At 71.4% G+C, this 14,260-nt stretch carries 16 protein-coding genes; 10 read left to right on the forward strand and 6 right to left on the reverse strand.

The features are described 5' to 3' along the window. Positions 1–18: 18 nt before the first annotated feature. On the reverse strand, positions 19–576 hold the full coding sequence (locus BM424_RS16735; protein WP_093418765.1) for a YceI family protein: 558 nt from the start codon (positions 574–576) through the stop codon (positions 19–21). A gap of 156 nt (positions 577–732) precedes the next feature. On the opposite strand from BM424_RS16735, the gene BM424_RS16740 reads away from it, so the two are divergent. From BM424_RS16740 to BM424_RS16750, 3 genes are read left to right on the forward strand one after another with little or no spacing between them, the layout of a single operon-like run. Further along, positions 733–1,854: a VIT1/CCC1 transporter family protein gene (locus BM424_RS16740; protein ID WP_245775901.1), complete on the forward strand. Its 1,122-nt coding sequence runs from the start codon at positions 733–735 to the stop codon at positions 1,852–1,854. Positions 1,855–1,897: 43 nt separating this feature from the next. Beyond that, on the forward strand, positions 1,898–2,680 hold the full coding sequence (locus BM424_RS16745; protein WP_093418770.1) for a methyltransferase domain-containing protein: 783 nt from the start codon (positions 1,898–1,900) through the stop codon (positions 2,678–2,680). A 43-nt stretch (positions 2,681–2,723) separates the two neighbouring features. After that, positions 2,724–3,524: a methyltransferase domain-containing protein gene (locus BM424_RS16750; protein WP_093418773.1), complete on the forward strand. Its 801-nt coding sequence runs from the start codon at positions 2,724–2,726 to the stop codon at positions 3,522–3,524. 21 nt (positions 3,525–3,545) lie between these two features. Here BM424_RS16750 and BM424_RS16755 read toward each other — a convergent pair whose 3' ends face one another. Both BM424_RS16755 and BM424_RS16760 read right to left on the reverse strand, forming a co-directional pair. Next, a complete protein-coding gene (locus BM424_RS16755; RefSeq protein ID WP_245775902.1) occupies positions 3,546–4,529 on the reverse strand; it encodes an aldo/keto reductase in 984 nt (327 codons plus the stop codon). An 88-nt stretch (positions 4,530–4,617) separates the two neighbouring features. Further along, positions 4,618–4,929, reverse strand: a complete 312-nt coding sequence (locus BM424_RS16760; protein ID WP_093418775.1) for a GNAT family N-acetyltransferase — start codon at positions 4,927–4,929, stop codon at positions 4,618–4,620. Between the two features lie 74 nt (positions 4,930–5,003). Between BM424_RS16760 and BM424_RS16765 the strand changes: the two genes are divergently transcribed. After that, positions 5,004–5,996: a pirin family protein gene (locus BM424_RS16765; protein ID WP_093418778.1), complete on the forward strand. Its 993-nt coding sequence runs from the start codon at positions 5,004–5,006 to the stop codon at positions 5,994–5,996. A 78-nt stretch (positions 5,997–6,074) separates the two neighbouring features. Then, positions 6,075–7,079 carry an NADP-dependent oxidoreductase gene (locus tag BM424_RS16770; protein ID WP_093418780.1) on the forward strand — a complete coding sequence of 335 codons (1,005 nt, stop codon included), beginning with the start codon at positions 6,075–6,077 and terminating at the stop codon, positions 7,077–7,079. On the opposite strand, the gene BM424_RS16775 is transcribed toward BM424_RS16770, so the two are convergent. Continuing rightward, positions 7,080–7,886: an SDR family oxidoreductase gene (locus BM424_RS16775; RefSeq protein WP_093419289.1), complete on the reverse strand. Its 807-nt coding sequence runs from the start codon at positions 7,884–7,886 to the stop codon at positions 7,080–7,082. Positions 7,887–7,941: 55 nt separating this feature from the next. Next, a complete protein-coding gene (locus tag BM424_RS16780; protein WP_139274090.1) occupies positions 7,942–8,565 on the reverse strand; it encodes a hypothetical protein in 624 nt (207 codons plus the stop codon). Between the two features lie 193 nt (positions 8,566–8,758). Between BM424_RS16780 and BM424_RS16785 the strand changes: the two genes are divergently transcribed. Next, positions 8,759–9,925 (forward strand): fumarylacetoacetate hydrolase family protein, encoded by a 1,167-nt coding sequence (locus BM424_RS16785; RefSeq protein WP_093418786.1) that lies wholly within the window; start codon positions 8,759–8,761, stop codon positions 9,923–9,925. Between the two features lie 84 nt (positions 9,926–10,009). Here the strand turns inward: BM424_RS16785 and BM424_RS28880 are convergent, their stop codons facing one another. Further along, a complete protein-coding gene (locus tag BM424_RS28880; protein ID WP_175548131.1) occupies positions 10,010–10,162 on the reverse strand; it encodes a hypothetical protein in 153 nt (50 codons plus the stop codon). Between the two features lie 215 nt (positions 10,163–10,377). Here BM424_RS28880 and BM424_RS16790 point away from each other — a divergent pair, with 215 nt between their 5' ends. The 4 genes from BM424_RS16790 to BM424_RS16805 all read left to right on the forward strand — a co-directional run bounded on the left by BM424_RS16790 (position 10,378) and on the right by BM424_RS16805 (position 14,243). Further along, entirely contained in the window at positions 10,378–10,782 is a 405-nt protein-coding gene (locus tag BM424_RS16790; RefSeq protein WP_093418788.1) for a DUF5313 family protein, read from the forward strand. A gap of 202 nt (positions 10,783–10,984) precedes the next feature. Next, on the forward strand, positions 10,985–11,827 hold the full coding sequence (locus BM424_RS16795; RefSeq protein WP_093418791.1) for a nitrilase-related carbon-nitrogen hydrolase: 843 nt from the start codon (positions 10,985–10,987) through the stop codon (positions 11,825–11,827). A gap of 11 nt (positions 11,828–11,838) precedes the next feature. Continuing rightward, positions 11,839–13,233 (forward strand): dihydropyrimidinase, encoded by a 1,395-nt coding sequence (gene hydA / locus BM424_RS16800; RefSeq protein ID WP_093418795.1) that lies wholly within the window; start codon positions 11,839–11,841, stop codon positions 13,231–13,233. A gap of 11 nt (positions 13,234–13,244) precedes the next feature. Then, the gene (locus BM424_RS16805; protein ID WP_093418797.1) at positions 13,245–14,243 is read left to right on the forward strand and encodes a TIGR03842 family LLM class F420-dependent oxidoreductase; all 999 of its coding nucleotides are present in this window, start codon (positions 13,245–13,247) and stop codon (positions 14,241–14,243) included. Positions 14,244–14,260 lie beyond the last annotated feature (17 nt).

The following is a 14,260-nucleotide window of genomic DNA, read 5'->3' on the forward strand; positions in this document are numbered from 1 at the left end:
GCGGCACGCGCGCAGGGGTCAGCTCTTCTTGACCGCGGAGATGTCGAGCTCGATGGTGATCTTCTCGCTGACCAGCCAGCCACCGGTCTCCAGGGCCGCGTTCCAGGTCAGGCCCCAGTCCTTGCGGTTGACCTGCAGGCTGCCCTCGAACCCGACGCGGACGTCGCCGAACGGGTCCTTGGCCTGGCCGGTGTACTCCAGGTCGAACTCGACCGGCTTGGAATTGCCCTTGATGTCGAGATCGCCGGTGACGGTGAACGTGCTCTCGTCCTTCGGGCGCACCGAGGTGGAGGTGAACACGATCTCCGGGTGGTTGTCGATGTCGAAGAAGTCGGCGGTGCGCAGGTGCTCGTCGCGCTGCTGCTGCCCGGTGTCGATGCTGGAGGTTTTCATCCGCGCGGTGCCGGAGGAGTTGGCCGGGTTCTCCGCGTCGACGTGGATCTGGCCCTCGACGTCGAGGAACTGCCCGCGCACCTTGGTCACCATCGCGTGCCGGGCCACGAATCCCAGCCGGGAGTGCGCCGGGTCGATGGTGTAGTCGCCGGTGAGCTGTCCGGGATCGGTCGCTTCGGTCATTGCTCGTCGCTCCCTGGTCTTCCCACGGGGGTAGGGACAGCTCCGACTATGCCGTACAAGCTTCAACTACGCGTGCCGTCGGGCTCCCGGAGTCCGCTGGGCGGGAACCCGGCGAGTCGAGTGGTGACCGCGTGTCGGCGCTGCGAAGCTGCACGCGTGCAGGACAAGATCACCGACGGCCGTTCGATCCGGCGCTGGCGCCGCAGGCTCGCCGACGAGCGCGAGGAGGCGCGGGTCTACCGCAGCCTGGCGGCTCGCCGCAGCGGCGAGGAGCGCGAGATCCTCCTCGGGCTCGCCGAGGCCGAGGAGCGCCACGCCCGCTACTGGGAGGACCTGCTCGGCGAGGACGTCGGCCCGCACCGCCGCGGCCAGTTCCACATGCGCATCCTGGTGGCCCTGGCCCGCCGGTTCGGCTCGGTGTTCGTGCTGGCCCTGGCCCAGCGCGCGGAGAGCCACTCGCCGTACCGCTACGACCAGGACGTGCCGGCCTCGATGGCCGCCGACGAGCGCATCCACGAGGAGGTCGTGCGCGCCCTGGCCGCCCGGGGCCGCGCCCGCGTGTCGGGTTCGTTCCGCGCGGCGGTCTTCGGCGCCAACGACGGCCTGGTCAGCAACCTCGCCCTCGTCCTGGGCGTCATCGGAGGAAGCCTGCCCACCGAGGCGGTGCTGCTCACCGGCCTGGCCGGTCTGCTCGCCGGTGCCCTGTCGATGGGCGCGGGGGAGTACATCTCGGTCCGCTCGCAGCGCGAGCTGCTGGCCGCGGCCGCCCCGGACCCGCGCGCCCGCGCCGTCGTCCCGGACCTCGACGTCGACGCCAACGAGCTCGCGCTGGTCTACCGCGCCCGGGGCATGGAGGAGGACGAGGCCCAGCGCCGCGCCGACGCGCTGCTGCGGAAGTTCCAGCTCAACCTCTCCCACCCGCGCGAGGACCCCGCCTCCGAGCCCGCCCAGCCCAGCGGCGGGGAGGCTGCGCCGGAGGTCCCCGACGACCACGAGGTGGTGGGCACGGGCGCGAAGGCCGCGGTGTCGAGCTTCGTGTTCTTCGCCTCCGGCGCCCTGGTCCCGGTCCTGCCGTTCGCGGTCGGCCTGAGCGGCGGTCTGGCCGTGCTGGTCGCGATCGTCCTGGTCGGCCTCGCGCTGATGCTCACCGGCGCCACCGTCGGCGTCCTGTCCGGAGCCGCTCCGCTGCCGCGCGCCCTCCGCCAACTCGCCATCGGCCTCGGCGCAGCGGGCGTCACCTACCTCCTCGGCCTCCTCTTCGGCGCCACGGTCGGCTGACCGACGAAGGCGCGGTGAAAGGTCCTGGCCGGACGCTGGGGGCATGAGGACGCAGCGGTACTTCTTCGACATGTCGGAGGAAGCCGAGTTCCACCGCCTGCACCGGCAGGCTCAGGTGTGGGACCGGCTGACGTTCCGCAGACTCGACGAGATCGGGGTCGCGGAGGGCTGGCGCTGCCTGGAGGTCGGCGCGGGGAGCGGAACCGTGGTGCGGTGGCTCGCCGATCGCGTCGGTCCCACGGGCCACGTCGTGGCCGCCGACCGCGCGCCGAAGTGGCTGCCCACGAACGTCGGGCCCCACCTCGAGGTCCGCGAGCTCGACATCAACACCGACCCGCTGGGCGAGCCGGTCCACGATCTGATCACCGCGCGCATGATGGTGGCCCACCAGCCCGAGCCGGAACTCGTGCTGCGCAAGCTCGCCGCCGCGCTGGCACCAGGTGGGCGGCTGCTCGTCGAGGAAGCCGACCTCACCACGTTGCCTTCCGTGCCGCAGGACGACACCTGGAGTGCGGCGGCTACCGCGATGAGCGAGCTCCTCGTGCAGGAGGGAGTGAATCCCTACCTCGGGCCGAAGCTGCAGGGGATGTTCGCCGAGGCGGGCCTGGTCGACATCGACGCGGAAGCCGTCGCGTTCCCCCGGCGGATGCCGGACATCCCCGCTTGGCAGGACAGCTTCATCGAACTCCGCGACCGCCTCATCGACGCCGGCCTCGCGACCGCCGAGCAGATCGACGACGTCATCGCTCGCTTCGACGACCCGGACTGCGACCTGGTCGTGCACGGCCCGACGATGCACTCGGTGGTGGGCACGAAGCCGGGCTGACCGGCGAAGGTCCTGTGAAAGGTCCTGGCCGGACGCTGGGGGCATGAGGACGCAGCGGTACTTCTTCGACACCTCGGAGGAAGCCGAGTTCGGTCGTCTGCAGCGGCAGGCCGAAGTGTGGGATCGGCTGACGTTCCGCAGGCTCGAGGAGATCGGGGTGGGGGAGGGCTGGCGCTGCCTGGAGGTCGGTGCGGGGAGCGGAACCGTGGTGCGGTGGCTCGTGGACCGGGTCGGGGCGACCGGACGCGTGGTGGCGACGGATCTCGTGCCGAAGTGGGTGCGGGCCATCGAGGCGCCCAACCTGGAAGTGCTGGAGCACGACCTCGTCGCGGATCCGCTCGAGGACTCGGCCCACGACCTCATCCACGTCCGCATGGTGCTCTTCCACCTGCCCGAGAAGCAGGCCGTGCTGCGCAAGCTCGTCGACGCGGTGGTGCCGGGCGGCCGACTGCTCGTCGAGGACTACGACATGCGCACCTTGCCGCACAGCACTCCACCGGACGAGACCTGGCGCGTGGTCGGGGAAGCTCCGGTGAAGCTCGCCGAGCGGATCGGCCTCGACCCGGAACTGGGGCGACGGCTGCCGGGGATGTTCGCCGAGGCGGGTCTGGTCGACATCGATGCCGAAGCCGTCGCGTTCCCCAGGCGGATGCCGGACATCCCGGCGTGGCAGACGCAGTTCGTCGAACTCCGCGACCGGCTCATCGACGCCGGCCTGGTGACCGCCGAGCAGGTGGACGACGTCATCGCTCGCTTCGACGATCCGGACTGCGACCTGGTGGTGCACGGCCCGACGATGCACTCGGTGGTGGGGACGAAGCCGGGTGGGTCCGCGGGTCGGTGAGTGCCCGCGGACCCGCGTCGGTCAGCGGTCCAGCCTGGACATGCCCTCCGGCTGGTAGCGCTCGCCCTCGGCCGCTCCGGGCGGGAACTGGGCCGACAGCTCCGCGACCAGGTCCTGGCCGAGGTTGACGCTCGCGGCCTCGAGGTTGGCGCGGACGCGCTCCAGGCGGCGGCTGCCCGGGATCGGGACGATGTCCTCGCCCTGGGCCAGCAGCCACGCCAGCGCCAGCTGCGCCGGGGTGATGCCGAGGGACTCGGCGTGCTCGCGCAGCGGCCGGGTCAGCTCGATGTTGCGCCGCAGGCTCTCCTCCTCGAAGCGCGGGTAGCGCTTCGCCCGCACCTCCAGGTTCTCCACGTCGGAGGTGCTGGAGAACGCGCCCGTGAGCACCCCGCGACCCAGCGGCGAGTACGCCACCAGGCTCACGCCCAGCTCGCGGGTCGTCGGCAGCAGGTCGTCCTCGGGTTCGCGGGTGAACAGCGAGTACTCCTGCTGGACCGCGGTGATCGGGTGCACGGTGTGCGCGCGGCGCAGCGTCGCCGCGCTGACCTCCGAGAGGCCGACGTGGCGGATCTTGCCCTGACCGACCAGCTCGCCCATCGCACCGACGGTGTCCTCGATGGGCGTGGTCTTGTCCAACCGGTGCAGGTAGTAGAGATCGATGTGGTCGGTGCCCAGCCGCGACAGGCTGGCGTCCACCGCCTGCCGGATGTAGTCGGGCTTGCCGCCGCCGGTCTCCTTGTCGGCGCCGAACTTGGTGGCCAGCACGACCTCGTCGCGCCGCCGGGCCAGCGGGCCGCTGATGAGCTTCTCGTTGTGGCCGTTGCCGTAGACGTCGGCGGTGTCGAGGAAGTTCACGCCGAGGTCGAGCAGCTGCTCCAGCAGCCGCGTCGACTCGGCGTCGTCGGCGTCGCCGTAGACCCCGGACAGGCCCATCGCGCCGTAGCCGATGGCACTGACCTCGGGGCCGCTGCGGCCGAGCCGGCGGCGTGGGAGAGCGTCGGACACGAGATCGACTCCTCATCGCGTGTGGATTGGTGGTGCACGGCCAGCCTAGACCCGGTCGTGAGCAATGCTCACGATCCGGGAGACGGGCTCAGAGCTCGAAGTCGGCGCGGCGCTCGGCCGGGACGAGGTCGAGGTAGTCGGGGTGCTTGCCGATCCAGCCGCGCACGTACGGGCAGAACGGCAGGACCGCCAGCTCCCGGCCGCGCACCTCGTCCAGCGCCGCCCGCACCAGCTTGCCCGCCAGGCCCTGGCCGCTGAACTCCTCGCCGATCTCGGTGTGGGTGAACGAGATCTGGCCCGGCTTGAGCTTGTACTCGGCGAACCCGGCGAGCGCGCCGTCCACGCGGATCTCGAACCGGTTCGCGTCGGGGTTGTCCTTGACCTCGGGCTCGGTGCTCACGGCGTGCTCCCGTCGATAGATGACCTTTCAACCAATATTGTGCACGCACGTCACCGATGGAGGAGGCTGAGCACGTGAGCAACGTCGAGAACCAACCGGATGAGCTCCGCTGCGGAGGCGTGGCCACCCGGGCGCCCGAACCCGAGCTGCTGCAGCCGCGGGAGGTCCCGCTCGGCGGGCCTCGGGCGATGCTCGTCGGCCGGACCCTGCCCAACCGCGACCGCCGGATGGTCGGGGCCTGGTGCTTCACCGACTTCTACGGCCCCGCCGACATCACCGGCCAGGACGGGATGCAGGTCTCGCCGCACCCGCACACCGGGCTGCAGACCGTCAGCTGGCTGCTCGACGGGCAGGTGCTGCACCGCGACAGCCTCGGCAACGTCCAGCTCATCGAACCCGGGCAGCTGAACCTGATGACCGCGGGCCGCGGCATCTCGCACTCCGAGGAATCCCCGGTCGACCACTCGGCGATCCTGCACGGCGTCCAGCTGTGGGTCGCGCTGCCCGCCGAGCAGCGCGGCGTCGACCCGCACTTCGAGCACCACGGCGACCTGCCGGTCATCACCACCCCGGAGGGCACCGCGACGGTGCTGATGGGCTCGCTGCTCGGCGGCACGTCCCCGGCCAAGACCTACACCCCGCTCGTCGGCGCGGAACTGCTGATCAACCCGGGGCAGGCCATGCGCGTCCCGGTCGAGGCCGGGTTCGAGCACGCGGTGCTGGCGCTGTCGGACATCACGGTCAACGGGCGCGAGGTCGCCACCGGCGACATGCTCTACGTCGGGATGGGCTGCGACGACGTGACGATCGGCTCGTCCGGCGAGGGCCGGGCGATGCTGCTCGGCGGTGAGCCGTTCGAGGAGGAGATCGTCATGTGGTGGAACTTCGTCGGGCGCACCCACGACGAGGTCGCCGGAGCCCGCGCCGAGTGGGAGAGGGGGCGCGAGGAGGCCGACGAGCAGGGGCGTTTCGGCGTCGTGCACGGCTACCACTCGCCCGCGCTGCCCGCGCCGGCCCTGCCGAACGCGGCGCTGCGGGCTCGCGGGCGCACCCGCAACCCGTCCTGAACCACCGGCTCGTGGCCGGGTCGAGGCGGGCGGCGTAGAGTTTTGAAGCGAAACTGTTCTAGTGAAAGGAGCACTTTGATGAGCAAGGGTCTGGAGATCCGCCTCGCGTCCCGCCCGCAGGGTCTGCCGACGATGGACAACTTCGACGTCGTCGAGGTGGAGGCTCCGCAGCCGGGCGAGGGTGAACTGCTCGTGCGCAACCTCGTCATGAGCGTCGACCCCTACATGCGGGGCCGGATGAACGACGCCAAGTCCTACGTCCCGCCCTTCAAGCTCGGCGAGGCGCTGCAGGGCGGCGCCGTCGGCGAGGTCGTGACCAGCAACGTCGAGGGCTACCAGCCCGGTGACCTCGTGCTGCACATGTTCGGCTGGCGCGACTACGCCGTCGTCCCGGCCCAGCACGCCACCAAGGTCGACGCCAACATCGCCTCCCCGAACGCCTACCTCTACGTGCTCGGGATGCCGGGCATGACCGCCTACGCGGGCCTGGTGGACGTCGCCGAGCAGAAGGAGGGCGACGTCGTGTTCGTCTCCGGCGCGGCGGGCGCGGTCGGCTCGCTGGTCGGCCAGATCGCCAAGCTGCGCGGGGCCAAGAAGGTCATCGGCTCCGCCGGGTCGCCGGAGAAGGTCAAGTACCTGCTCGACGAGGGCGGCTTCGACGCCGCCTTCGACTACCACGACGGGCCGGTCCGCGAGCAGCTCGCCAAGGCCGCCCCGGAGGGCATCGACGTCTACTTCGACAACGTCGGTGGCGAGCACCTGGAAGCGGCGATCTCGGCGTTCAACGACTTCGGCCGGGCGGCCGAGTGCGGGATGATCTCGCAGTACAACAACGAGACCCCGCAGCCCGGCCCGCACAACATGATGATGATCGTGCAGAAGCGCCTGAAGATCCAGGGCTTCATCGTGGGCGACCACTCGCACCTCAAGGACCAGTTCTTCAACGAGGTCGGCGGCTGGCTGAACGAGGGCAAGATCAACTACCGGGAGACCGTCGTGGAGGGCCTGCGCAACGCCCCCGACGCGTTCCTGGGCCTGATGCGCGGCGACAACACCGGCAAGATGCTGGTCAAGATCGCGTGATCACCGCCCCTGGGCGGGGTGGGCGTGCAACCACTCCGCCCAGGTGGTGCGGCCGTGCCGGTCGTTCGGGCACGTCAGGTCGGACGCGATGCGCCGCAGCCGCTTCGGCACCGGAACGCCAACGGCGCGCGGCCGGATCCCGCGCAGCCGACTCCAGGTCGTCATCGCCTCGTCCAGCGTCAGCACCTCGGGGCCGCCGAAATCGGGACGGCGCCCCATCGGCCCGTCGGTGACGCAGCCGGCCAGGTGATCGGCGAAGTCCCGGTCGTCGACCGGCTGCGTCGGCAGCGACCGCGGCAGCGGCAGGACGGGAAACCGCGCGGCACGACCGAGCATCCGGTCCAGCAGCCAGTGGAACTGGGTGGCCCGCGCGATCGACCACGGCACGTCGGAGACGCTGACCAGCTCCTCCGCGGTGTGCTTGAGCCGCAGGTAGGGCATCGCCGGGCGGTCCACGCCCACGATCGAGACGTGCACGAAGTGCTCCACGCGCGCCGCCGCCGCGGCCTCCAGCAGCCGCGAGGTGCCGTCGACGTCGACCTCCGGCGGGCTGCGCCACAGGTCCGCCGGGTGCGGGAAACCGCGCTGCGCCATCGGCGAGAACGTCGCCGCGTGCACCACGGTCCGGGCCCCGTCGACGAGCTCGTCCACACCGGACCCGGTCGCCAGATCTCCCGGCACCCACTGGATTTCGGGATCCGTTCCCGGGTGGCGGGTCAGCACCCGCACCCGGTGCGTCGGCTTGAGCAGCCGCACCAGCTGGCGCCCCAGGTGGCCGGTGCCACCGGTGATCGCGACCGTGTCCATGCCCGCCACCTCCGGGATCGACGATCCCACCGGTGCGCGGCTCCCGCGAGCGGCGTCAGCGCCCCAGCAGCGGGTCGGTCAGCCCCTGGACCACGTCGCCGACCAGCGGCAGCAGGACCGGCTGCGGCTCGCTCGTCTCGCTCGGCTGCGTCGTCTCGCTCGGTTCCGAGGTCTGCGTGGGCTCGGAGGTCTGGCTGGGCTCGGAGGTCTGGGTGGGTTCCGAGGTCTGGGTCGGCTCGGAAGTCTGCGTGGGTTCCGAAGTCCGGGTCGGCTCGGAGGTCTGCGTCGGCTCCGAGGTCCGGGTGGGCTCGCTGGTCTCGGTCGTCGACGTCGGCGCGGAACGGCGCGTCGTCTCCTCGCGGGTCGAGCCCGCGGCGGGCTCGGGCGCGGCCTGCGGGGTGGTCAGCGCGGGCGGCGCGGCCGGGGTCGGAGTGGGCTCGACCAGCTGCGGCAGGTACTGCCGGGTCGGGGCCGCGGCGTGCGCGCGCACGGCGTTGGCCGGCTCGGGCATCGCGGCGTCCTGCGCGCGCGTCTGCGAGTAGTGCGCGCTGGTGGCGGCGAGGACCGCCAGCACGGCCGCGGTGGTGTACCCGAGCACGGGTGCGGTGAAGCGCCACGCGGCGCCACGACGATGACGCCCTCGCCCGGCCCGCGCCAACGACGACCTGCCCACTGCCACTCACCCCACTGTCGGATGATCCATTTCGACCACAGTCCTTCACCCGAACGTGTGAAGGCGGATCGCACCCTACGTCACGGCGGCGGTGTCTGGCCAGCGCCCCGGAAGCGGGGGAGCGGCGTCCGCTTCCGCGGGCGGCCAGGGGATGTTCGGGCGGCTACGTTGATCGTCGAGTGCGAACGAGAGGTGAGACGTGAACTTGCTCGACGACGCCCGCGACGTGCTGCCCACCGATCACGACGCCGCCACGCTGGTCGGCCGCCTGCACGACCCGGACGAGGACGGACCCGCCGTGGTCGCGGTGCGCGGCGACGAGCTTGTCGACCTCAGCGGTGTCGCCCCGACCCTGACCGACCTGCTCGAGCACCCCGACCCCGTCGGACTCGCCCGCACCACCGCACCGCGCAAGACCTGGCCGCTGGACGCCGTGCTCACCGCGACGCTGGAGGGTGGCCCGGGTCCTCGGCTGCTGGCGCCGGCCGACCTGCAGGTGCTCAAGGCGGCCGGGGTCACCTTCGTCAAGAGCATGCTGGAGCGCGTCATCGAGGAGCGCGCCGCCGGGGACGTGACCCGCTCGGCCGAGATCCGCGAGCAGGTCGAGACCGCCATCGGCGGTGCCCTCGCGGCCGTGCGCCCCGGTTCGGCGGAGGCCCGCGCGGTCAAGGAAGTCCTGGTGCGCGACGGCCTGTGGTCGCAGTACCTGGAGGTCGGGCTCGGTCCCGACCCGGAGATCTTCACCAAGGCGCCGCTGCTGTCGGCGGTGGGCGCGGGCGCCGAGATCGGCATCGCCGAGGGCTCGGACTGGAACAACCCCGAACCCGAGGTCGCCCTGGCGGTGCGCTCCGACGGCCGGATCGCGGGCGCTACGCTCGGCAACGACGTCAACCTGCGCGACGTCGAAGGGCGCAGCGCCCTGCTGCTGCCCCAGGCGAAGGACAACAACGCCTCGGCGTCGCTGGGCCCGTTCCTGCGGCTGTTCGACGACGGGTTCGGGCTCGACGACGTCCGCGAGCTCGACGTGCGCCTGGAGGTCCGCGGGCAGGAGGGATTCGTCCTCGACGGGCTGAGCTCGATGCGCGAGATCAGCCGCGATCCCGAGGAGCTGGCCGCGGCCGCGCTCGGCGCGCACCACCAGTACCCCGACGGGCTGATCCTCTACACCGGAACCCTGTTCGCCCCCACCGAGGACCGCGGCGCGCCCGGCAAGGGCTTCACCCACCACGTCGGCGACGTCGTGCGGATCTCCACGCCGAAGCTCGGCGCCCTCGCCAACCGCGTCAACCGCAGCGAGCGGTGCCCGCGGTGGACCTTCGGCGTGCGCTCCCTGCTCGCCAACCTGGTGCACCGCGGGCTGCTCTAGACCCCCGCGGGGTGGGGAAGTTTTCATGAAAACTTCGCCACCCCGGAAGTGGTGGCCACCTCGCCCCCGAGGTGGCCACCGCACTCAGTCGCCCAGACGGGCGCTCCGCTTCACCTGCGCGGCGATCTCCTTGAGCCCGCGCCGCGTGCTCATCGACCCGCTGTCCTCCAGCGCGTCGGTGAACATGACGAAACCCAGAACCAGAACCAGCAGCATTGCCACGACGACGACGAACACGTTTCCTCCCCTATCTGCCTGCGGTATCGAGCTCCCGCACTGCCTCGTTACTAGAGGGACGCGCTTCACCCGCCAGCGTGGCGCGACTTCACCCGAATGTGTCTCACGTCACGTGCCGTGGTCGCGTCATGTCGGCCGGCAACGGGTGCATAGGATCTCCCGCAGCGGCCGAACGGACCGACGAGAAGCCCCGCGACGAGGACTAACCTGGACCCATGGCGACCACCCCGCCCGCGCCGAGAACGCGACCCAATCCGGCGCAATGGGTCTGGTACGCCTTCGGCGGCAAGCTGCCGGACCGGTGCGCCGAGTGGGTGCTGCACGACGTCACCTGCCGCACGTGGGTGCTGCGCCACATCGCCCGCGCGCTGACCCAGCTCGCCCCGTTCTGCGCCGCGCTCATGCTGCTGCCCGGTCCGCTGTGGATCCGGTGGAGCTCGCTGGCCCTCGGCCTGCTCGTCGGGCTGTTCTACTCGCTGTGCTACATGGGCGAGACCGGTGAGCACCGCGCCATCAAGCACGGGTTCCCGCCCGGGGTCGCCCGCGACACCCGCGCCATGCGCCGCGACCTCGACCGCGCCAACAAGCACGGCGTCGGCTACCGCCCCTGGTGGGAGTGACCGACACACCGGCGCTTGATCCGGCTGGGCGAATTCGCGGAACCACCCCCGGCCCCGTCGTCCCACGCAGCGGCCCCCGCACCCCCGAAAACCGTCACCGCGCGTGACCGGACGGTGATTGCGGGTGTTCACCGGCGGGCCTAGGTTCGTCCGCATCCGCCGAGATCCGGCGAGAAGTCCGAGCGAGCAGGGGGTTTCGCCGATGCCCGACATCGTTCGCGCAGCACTGGTGCAGGCCAAGTGGACCGGTGACACCGGCAGCATGGTCGACGCGCACGAGCAGCACGCCCGAGAAGCCGCCGCCCGGGGCGCGCGCATCATCGGGTTCCAGGAGGTGTTCAACGCTCCCTACTTCTGCCAGGTCCAGGAGGATCAGCACCACCGGTGGGCCGAAGCGGTCCCGGACGGCCCCACGGTGCAGCGCATGTGCGCGCTGGCCCGCGAGCTGTCGATGGTCATCGTCGTCCCCGTCTTCGAGTCCGACGGGCCCGGTTTCGCCTACAACACCGCCGCCGTGATCGACGCCGACGGCACCTACCTCGGCAAGTACCGCAAGCACCACCTGCCGCACCTGCCCGGCTTCTGGGAGAAGTACTACTTCCGGCCCGGCAACCTCGGGTGGCCCGTCTTCGACACCGCCGTGGGCCGCGTCGGCGTCTACATCTGCTACGACCGGCACTTCCCGGAGGGCTGGCGCGCGCTCGGCCTCGCCGGGGCGCAGATCGTGTACAACCCGTCGGCCACCAGCCGCGGGCTGTCGTCCTACCTGTGGAAGCTCGAACAGCCGGCCGCCGCGGTGGCCAACGAGTACTTCATCGCCGCCATCAACCGGGTCGGCGTCGAGGAGTACGGCGACAACGACTTCTACGGCACCAGCTACTTCGTCGACCCCTACGGCCGGTTCGTCGGCGAACCCGCGAGCGATACCGACGAGGAGCTGGTCGTCCGCGACCTCGACCTGGGCCTCATCGACGAGGTCCGCCGCACCTGGGCCTTCTACCGCGACCGCCGCCCCGACGCCTACGACCCGCTGACCAGGCCCTGAAGGAGCCCGCGATGAGCAGAACCATCATCCGCGGTGGCCTGGTGATCACCGCGACCGAGGAGACCGAAGCCGACGTCCTCATCGAGGACGACACGATCGCCGCCATCGCCACCCCCGCCCTGGCCCGGGAGTGGACCGCCGACACCGTCCTGGACGCCACCGGCCGCTACGTCATCCCCGGCGGGGTCGACGCCCACACCCACATGGAGATGCCCTTCGGCGGCACCTTCGCCTCCGACACCTTCGAGACCGGCACCCGCGCCGCCGCCTGGGGCGGCACCACCACCATCATCGACTTCGCCATCCAACCCGTCGGCCGCACGCTGCGCGAAGGCGTCGAAGCCTGGCACGCCAAGGCCGACGAGCGCTGCGCCATCGACTACGGCTTCCACGGCATCCTCTCCGACGTCGGCGACGGCGTGCTCAAGGAGATGGACGCGCTGGTCGGGGAGGGGATCACCAGCTTCAAGATGTTCATGGCCTACCCCGGCGTGTTCTACAGCGACGACGGGCAGATCCTGCGGGCCATGCAGCAGGCGGGCGACAACGGCGCGCTGATCATGATGCACGCCGAGAACGGCATCGCCATCGACGTCCTGGTCCGCCAGGCGCTCGACGCGGGCCGCACCGCCCCGAAGCACCACGGCCGCGTCCGCCACCCGCGGCTGGAAGCCGAAGCCACCCACCGCGCCATCCAGCTGGCCGCGGTGGCCGGATCACCGCTCTACGTCGTGCACGTCTCGGCCACCCAGGCCATCGCCGAGATCACCCGCGCCCGCCACGAGGGCCAGCCCGTCTTCGGCGAGACCTGCCCGCAGTACCTGTTCCTGACCGTCGACGAGCTCGACGGACCGGGATTCGACGGCGCCAAGTACGTCTGCTCGACACCGCTGCGCCCCGCCGAGCACCAGGCGTCGCTGTGGCGGGCGCTGCGCACCGACGACCTGTCGGTGGTCTCCACCGACCACTGCCCGTTCTGCTTCGCCGGCCAGAAGGAGCTCGGGCGCGACGACTTCTCCAAGATCCCCAACGGCATCCCCGGGGTCGAGAACCGCCTGGACCTGCTGCACGACGCCGTCGTCGCCGGCCACATCACCCGCCGCCGCTGGGTGGAGCTGGCCTGCACCACCCCGGCGCGGATGTTCGGGCTGCACCCGCGCAAGGGCACCCTCGCGCCCGGCTCCGACGCCGACGTCGTGCTCTACGACCCCCACGCCGAGCAGGTGCTCTCCGCCGAGACCCACCACATGAACGTCGACTACAACGCCTACGAGGGCAGGCGCATCACGGGCCGGGCCCGCACCGTCCTGTCCCGCGGCGAGGTGATCGTGCACGAGGGCGAGTACCGGGGACGACCCGGGCGCGGCCGGTTCCTGCGCCGCGACACCTGCGACTACCTGACCTGAGGAGGCGTTCGATGGACTTCGGAGTGGTCCTGCAGACCGATCCGCCCGCGTCCCTCGTGGTCGAGCGGATGCGGCAGGCCGAAGCGCTGGGCTTCACCCACGGCTGGACCTTCGACTCCTGCGTGCTGTGGCAGGAACCGTTCGTCATCTACAGCCGGATCCTCGCCGCCACCGAGCGGCTGCGCGTCGGCCCGATGGTGACCAACCCCAGCACCCGGGACTGGACGGTCACCGCCTCGCTGTTCGCCACCCTCAACGACATGTACGGCCCGCGCACCGTCTGCGGCATCGGCCGCGGCGACTCGGCCGTGCGCGTGACCGGTGGCGAACCCACCACGCTGGCCAGGCTCGGCGAGGCGATGGCGGTGATCAAGGACCTCGCCGAGGGCCGCGAGGCCCGCCCGGGCGGCACGCCGGTGCGGCTGCCGTGGGTCGGCGACGGGCGGCTGCCGGTGTGGATGGGCGCCTACGGCCCGAAAGCCCTGGACCTGGCCGGACGCCAGGCCGACGGCTTCATCCTGCAGCTCGCCGACCCCTACCTGACGCGGTGGATGGTCGAGCACGTCCGCGACGCCGCGCGACGGGCCGGGCGCGACCCCGCCGAGGTCACCGTGTGCGTGGCCGCCCCCGCCTACGTCGGCGACGACCTGGCGCACGCGCGCGAGCAGTGCCGGTGGTTCGGCGGCATGGTCGGCAACCACGTCGCCGACCTCGTCGCCCGCTACGGCGACTCCGGTGGCGCCGTCCCCGCCGCGCTCACCGACTACATCAAGGACCGGCAGGGCTACGACTACGCGCACCACGGGCGCGCCGGCAACGCCAGCACCGCGTTCGTGCCGGACGAGATCGTGGACCGGTTCTGCCTGCTCGGCGACCCCGAGGCGCACCTGGACCGGCTCGCCGAACTCCGCGACATCGGCGTCGACCAGTTCGCGCTCTACGCGATGCACGACGCCGTCGAACCGACGCTGCGGGCCTACGGCGAGAAGATCATCCCGGCCATGCGCTGATCAATTTCGTGTGAACT

This window comes from Saccharopolyspora flava (assembly GCF_900116135.1).
Taxonomy (GTDB): Bacteria; Actinomycetota; Actinomycetes; order Mycobacteriales; family Pseudonocardiaceae; genus Saccharopolyspora; species Saccharopolyspora flava.

Excerpts from the sequence above, each read along its gene's own strand:
- BM424_RS16745 (WP_093418770.1), top strand. The coding sequence starts at position 1,898 with ATGAGGACGCAGCGGTACTTCTTCGACATGTCGGAGGAAGCCGAGTTC.
- BM424_RS16775 (WP_093419289.1), bottom strand. The coding sequence starts at position 7,886 with ATGGACACGGTCGCGATCACCGGTGGCACCGGCCACCTGGGGCGCCAG.
- BM424_RS16770 (WP_093418780.1), top strand. The coding sequence starts at position 6,075 with ATGAGCAAGGGTCTGGAGATCCGCCTCGCGTCCCGCCCGCAGGGTCTG.
- BM424_RS16795 (WP_093418791.1), top strand. The coding sequence starts at position 10,985 with ATGCCCGACATCGTTCGCGCAGCACTGGTGCAGGCCAAGTGGACCGGT.
- BM424_RS16805 (WP_093418797.1), top strand. The coding sequence starts at position 13,245 with ATGGACTTCGGAGTGGTCCTGCAGACCGATCCGCCCGCGTCCCTCGTG.
- BM424_RS16790 (WP_093418788.1), top strand. The coding sequence starts at position 10,378 with ATGGCGACCACCCCGCCCGCGCCGAGAACGCGACCCAATCCGGCGCAA.
- BM424_RS16735 (WP_093418765.1), bottom strand. The coding sequence starts at position 576 with ATGACCGAAGCGACCGATCCCGGACAGCTCACCGGCGACTACACCATC.
- hydA (WP_093418795.1), top strand. The coding sequence starts at position 11,839 with ATGAGCAGAACCATCATCCGCGGTGGCCTGGTGATCACCGCGACCGAG.
- BM424_RS16750 (WP_093418773.1), top strand. The coding sequence starts at position 2,724 with ATGAGGACGCAGCGGTACTTCTTCGACACCTCGGAGGAAGCCGAGTTC.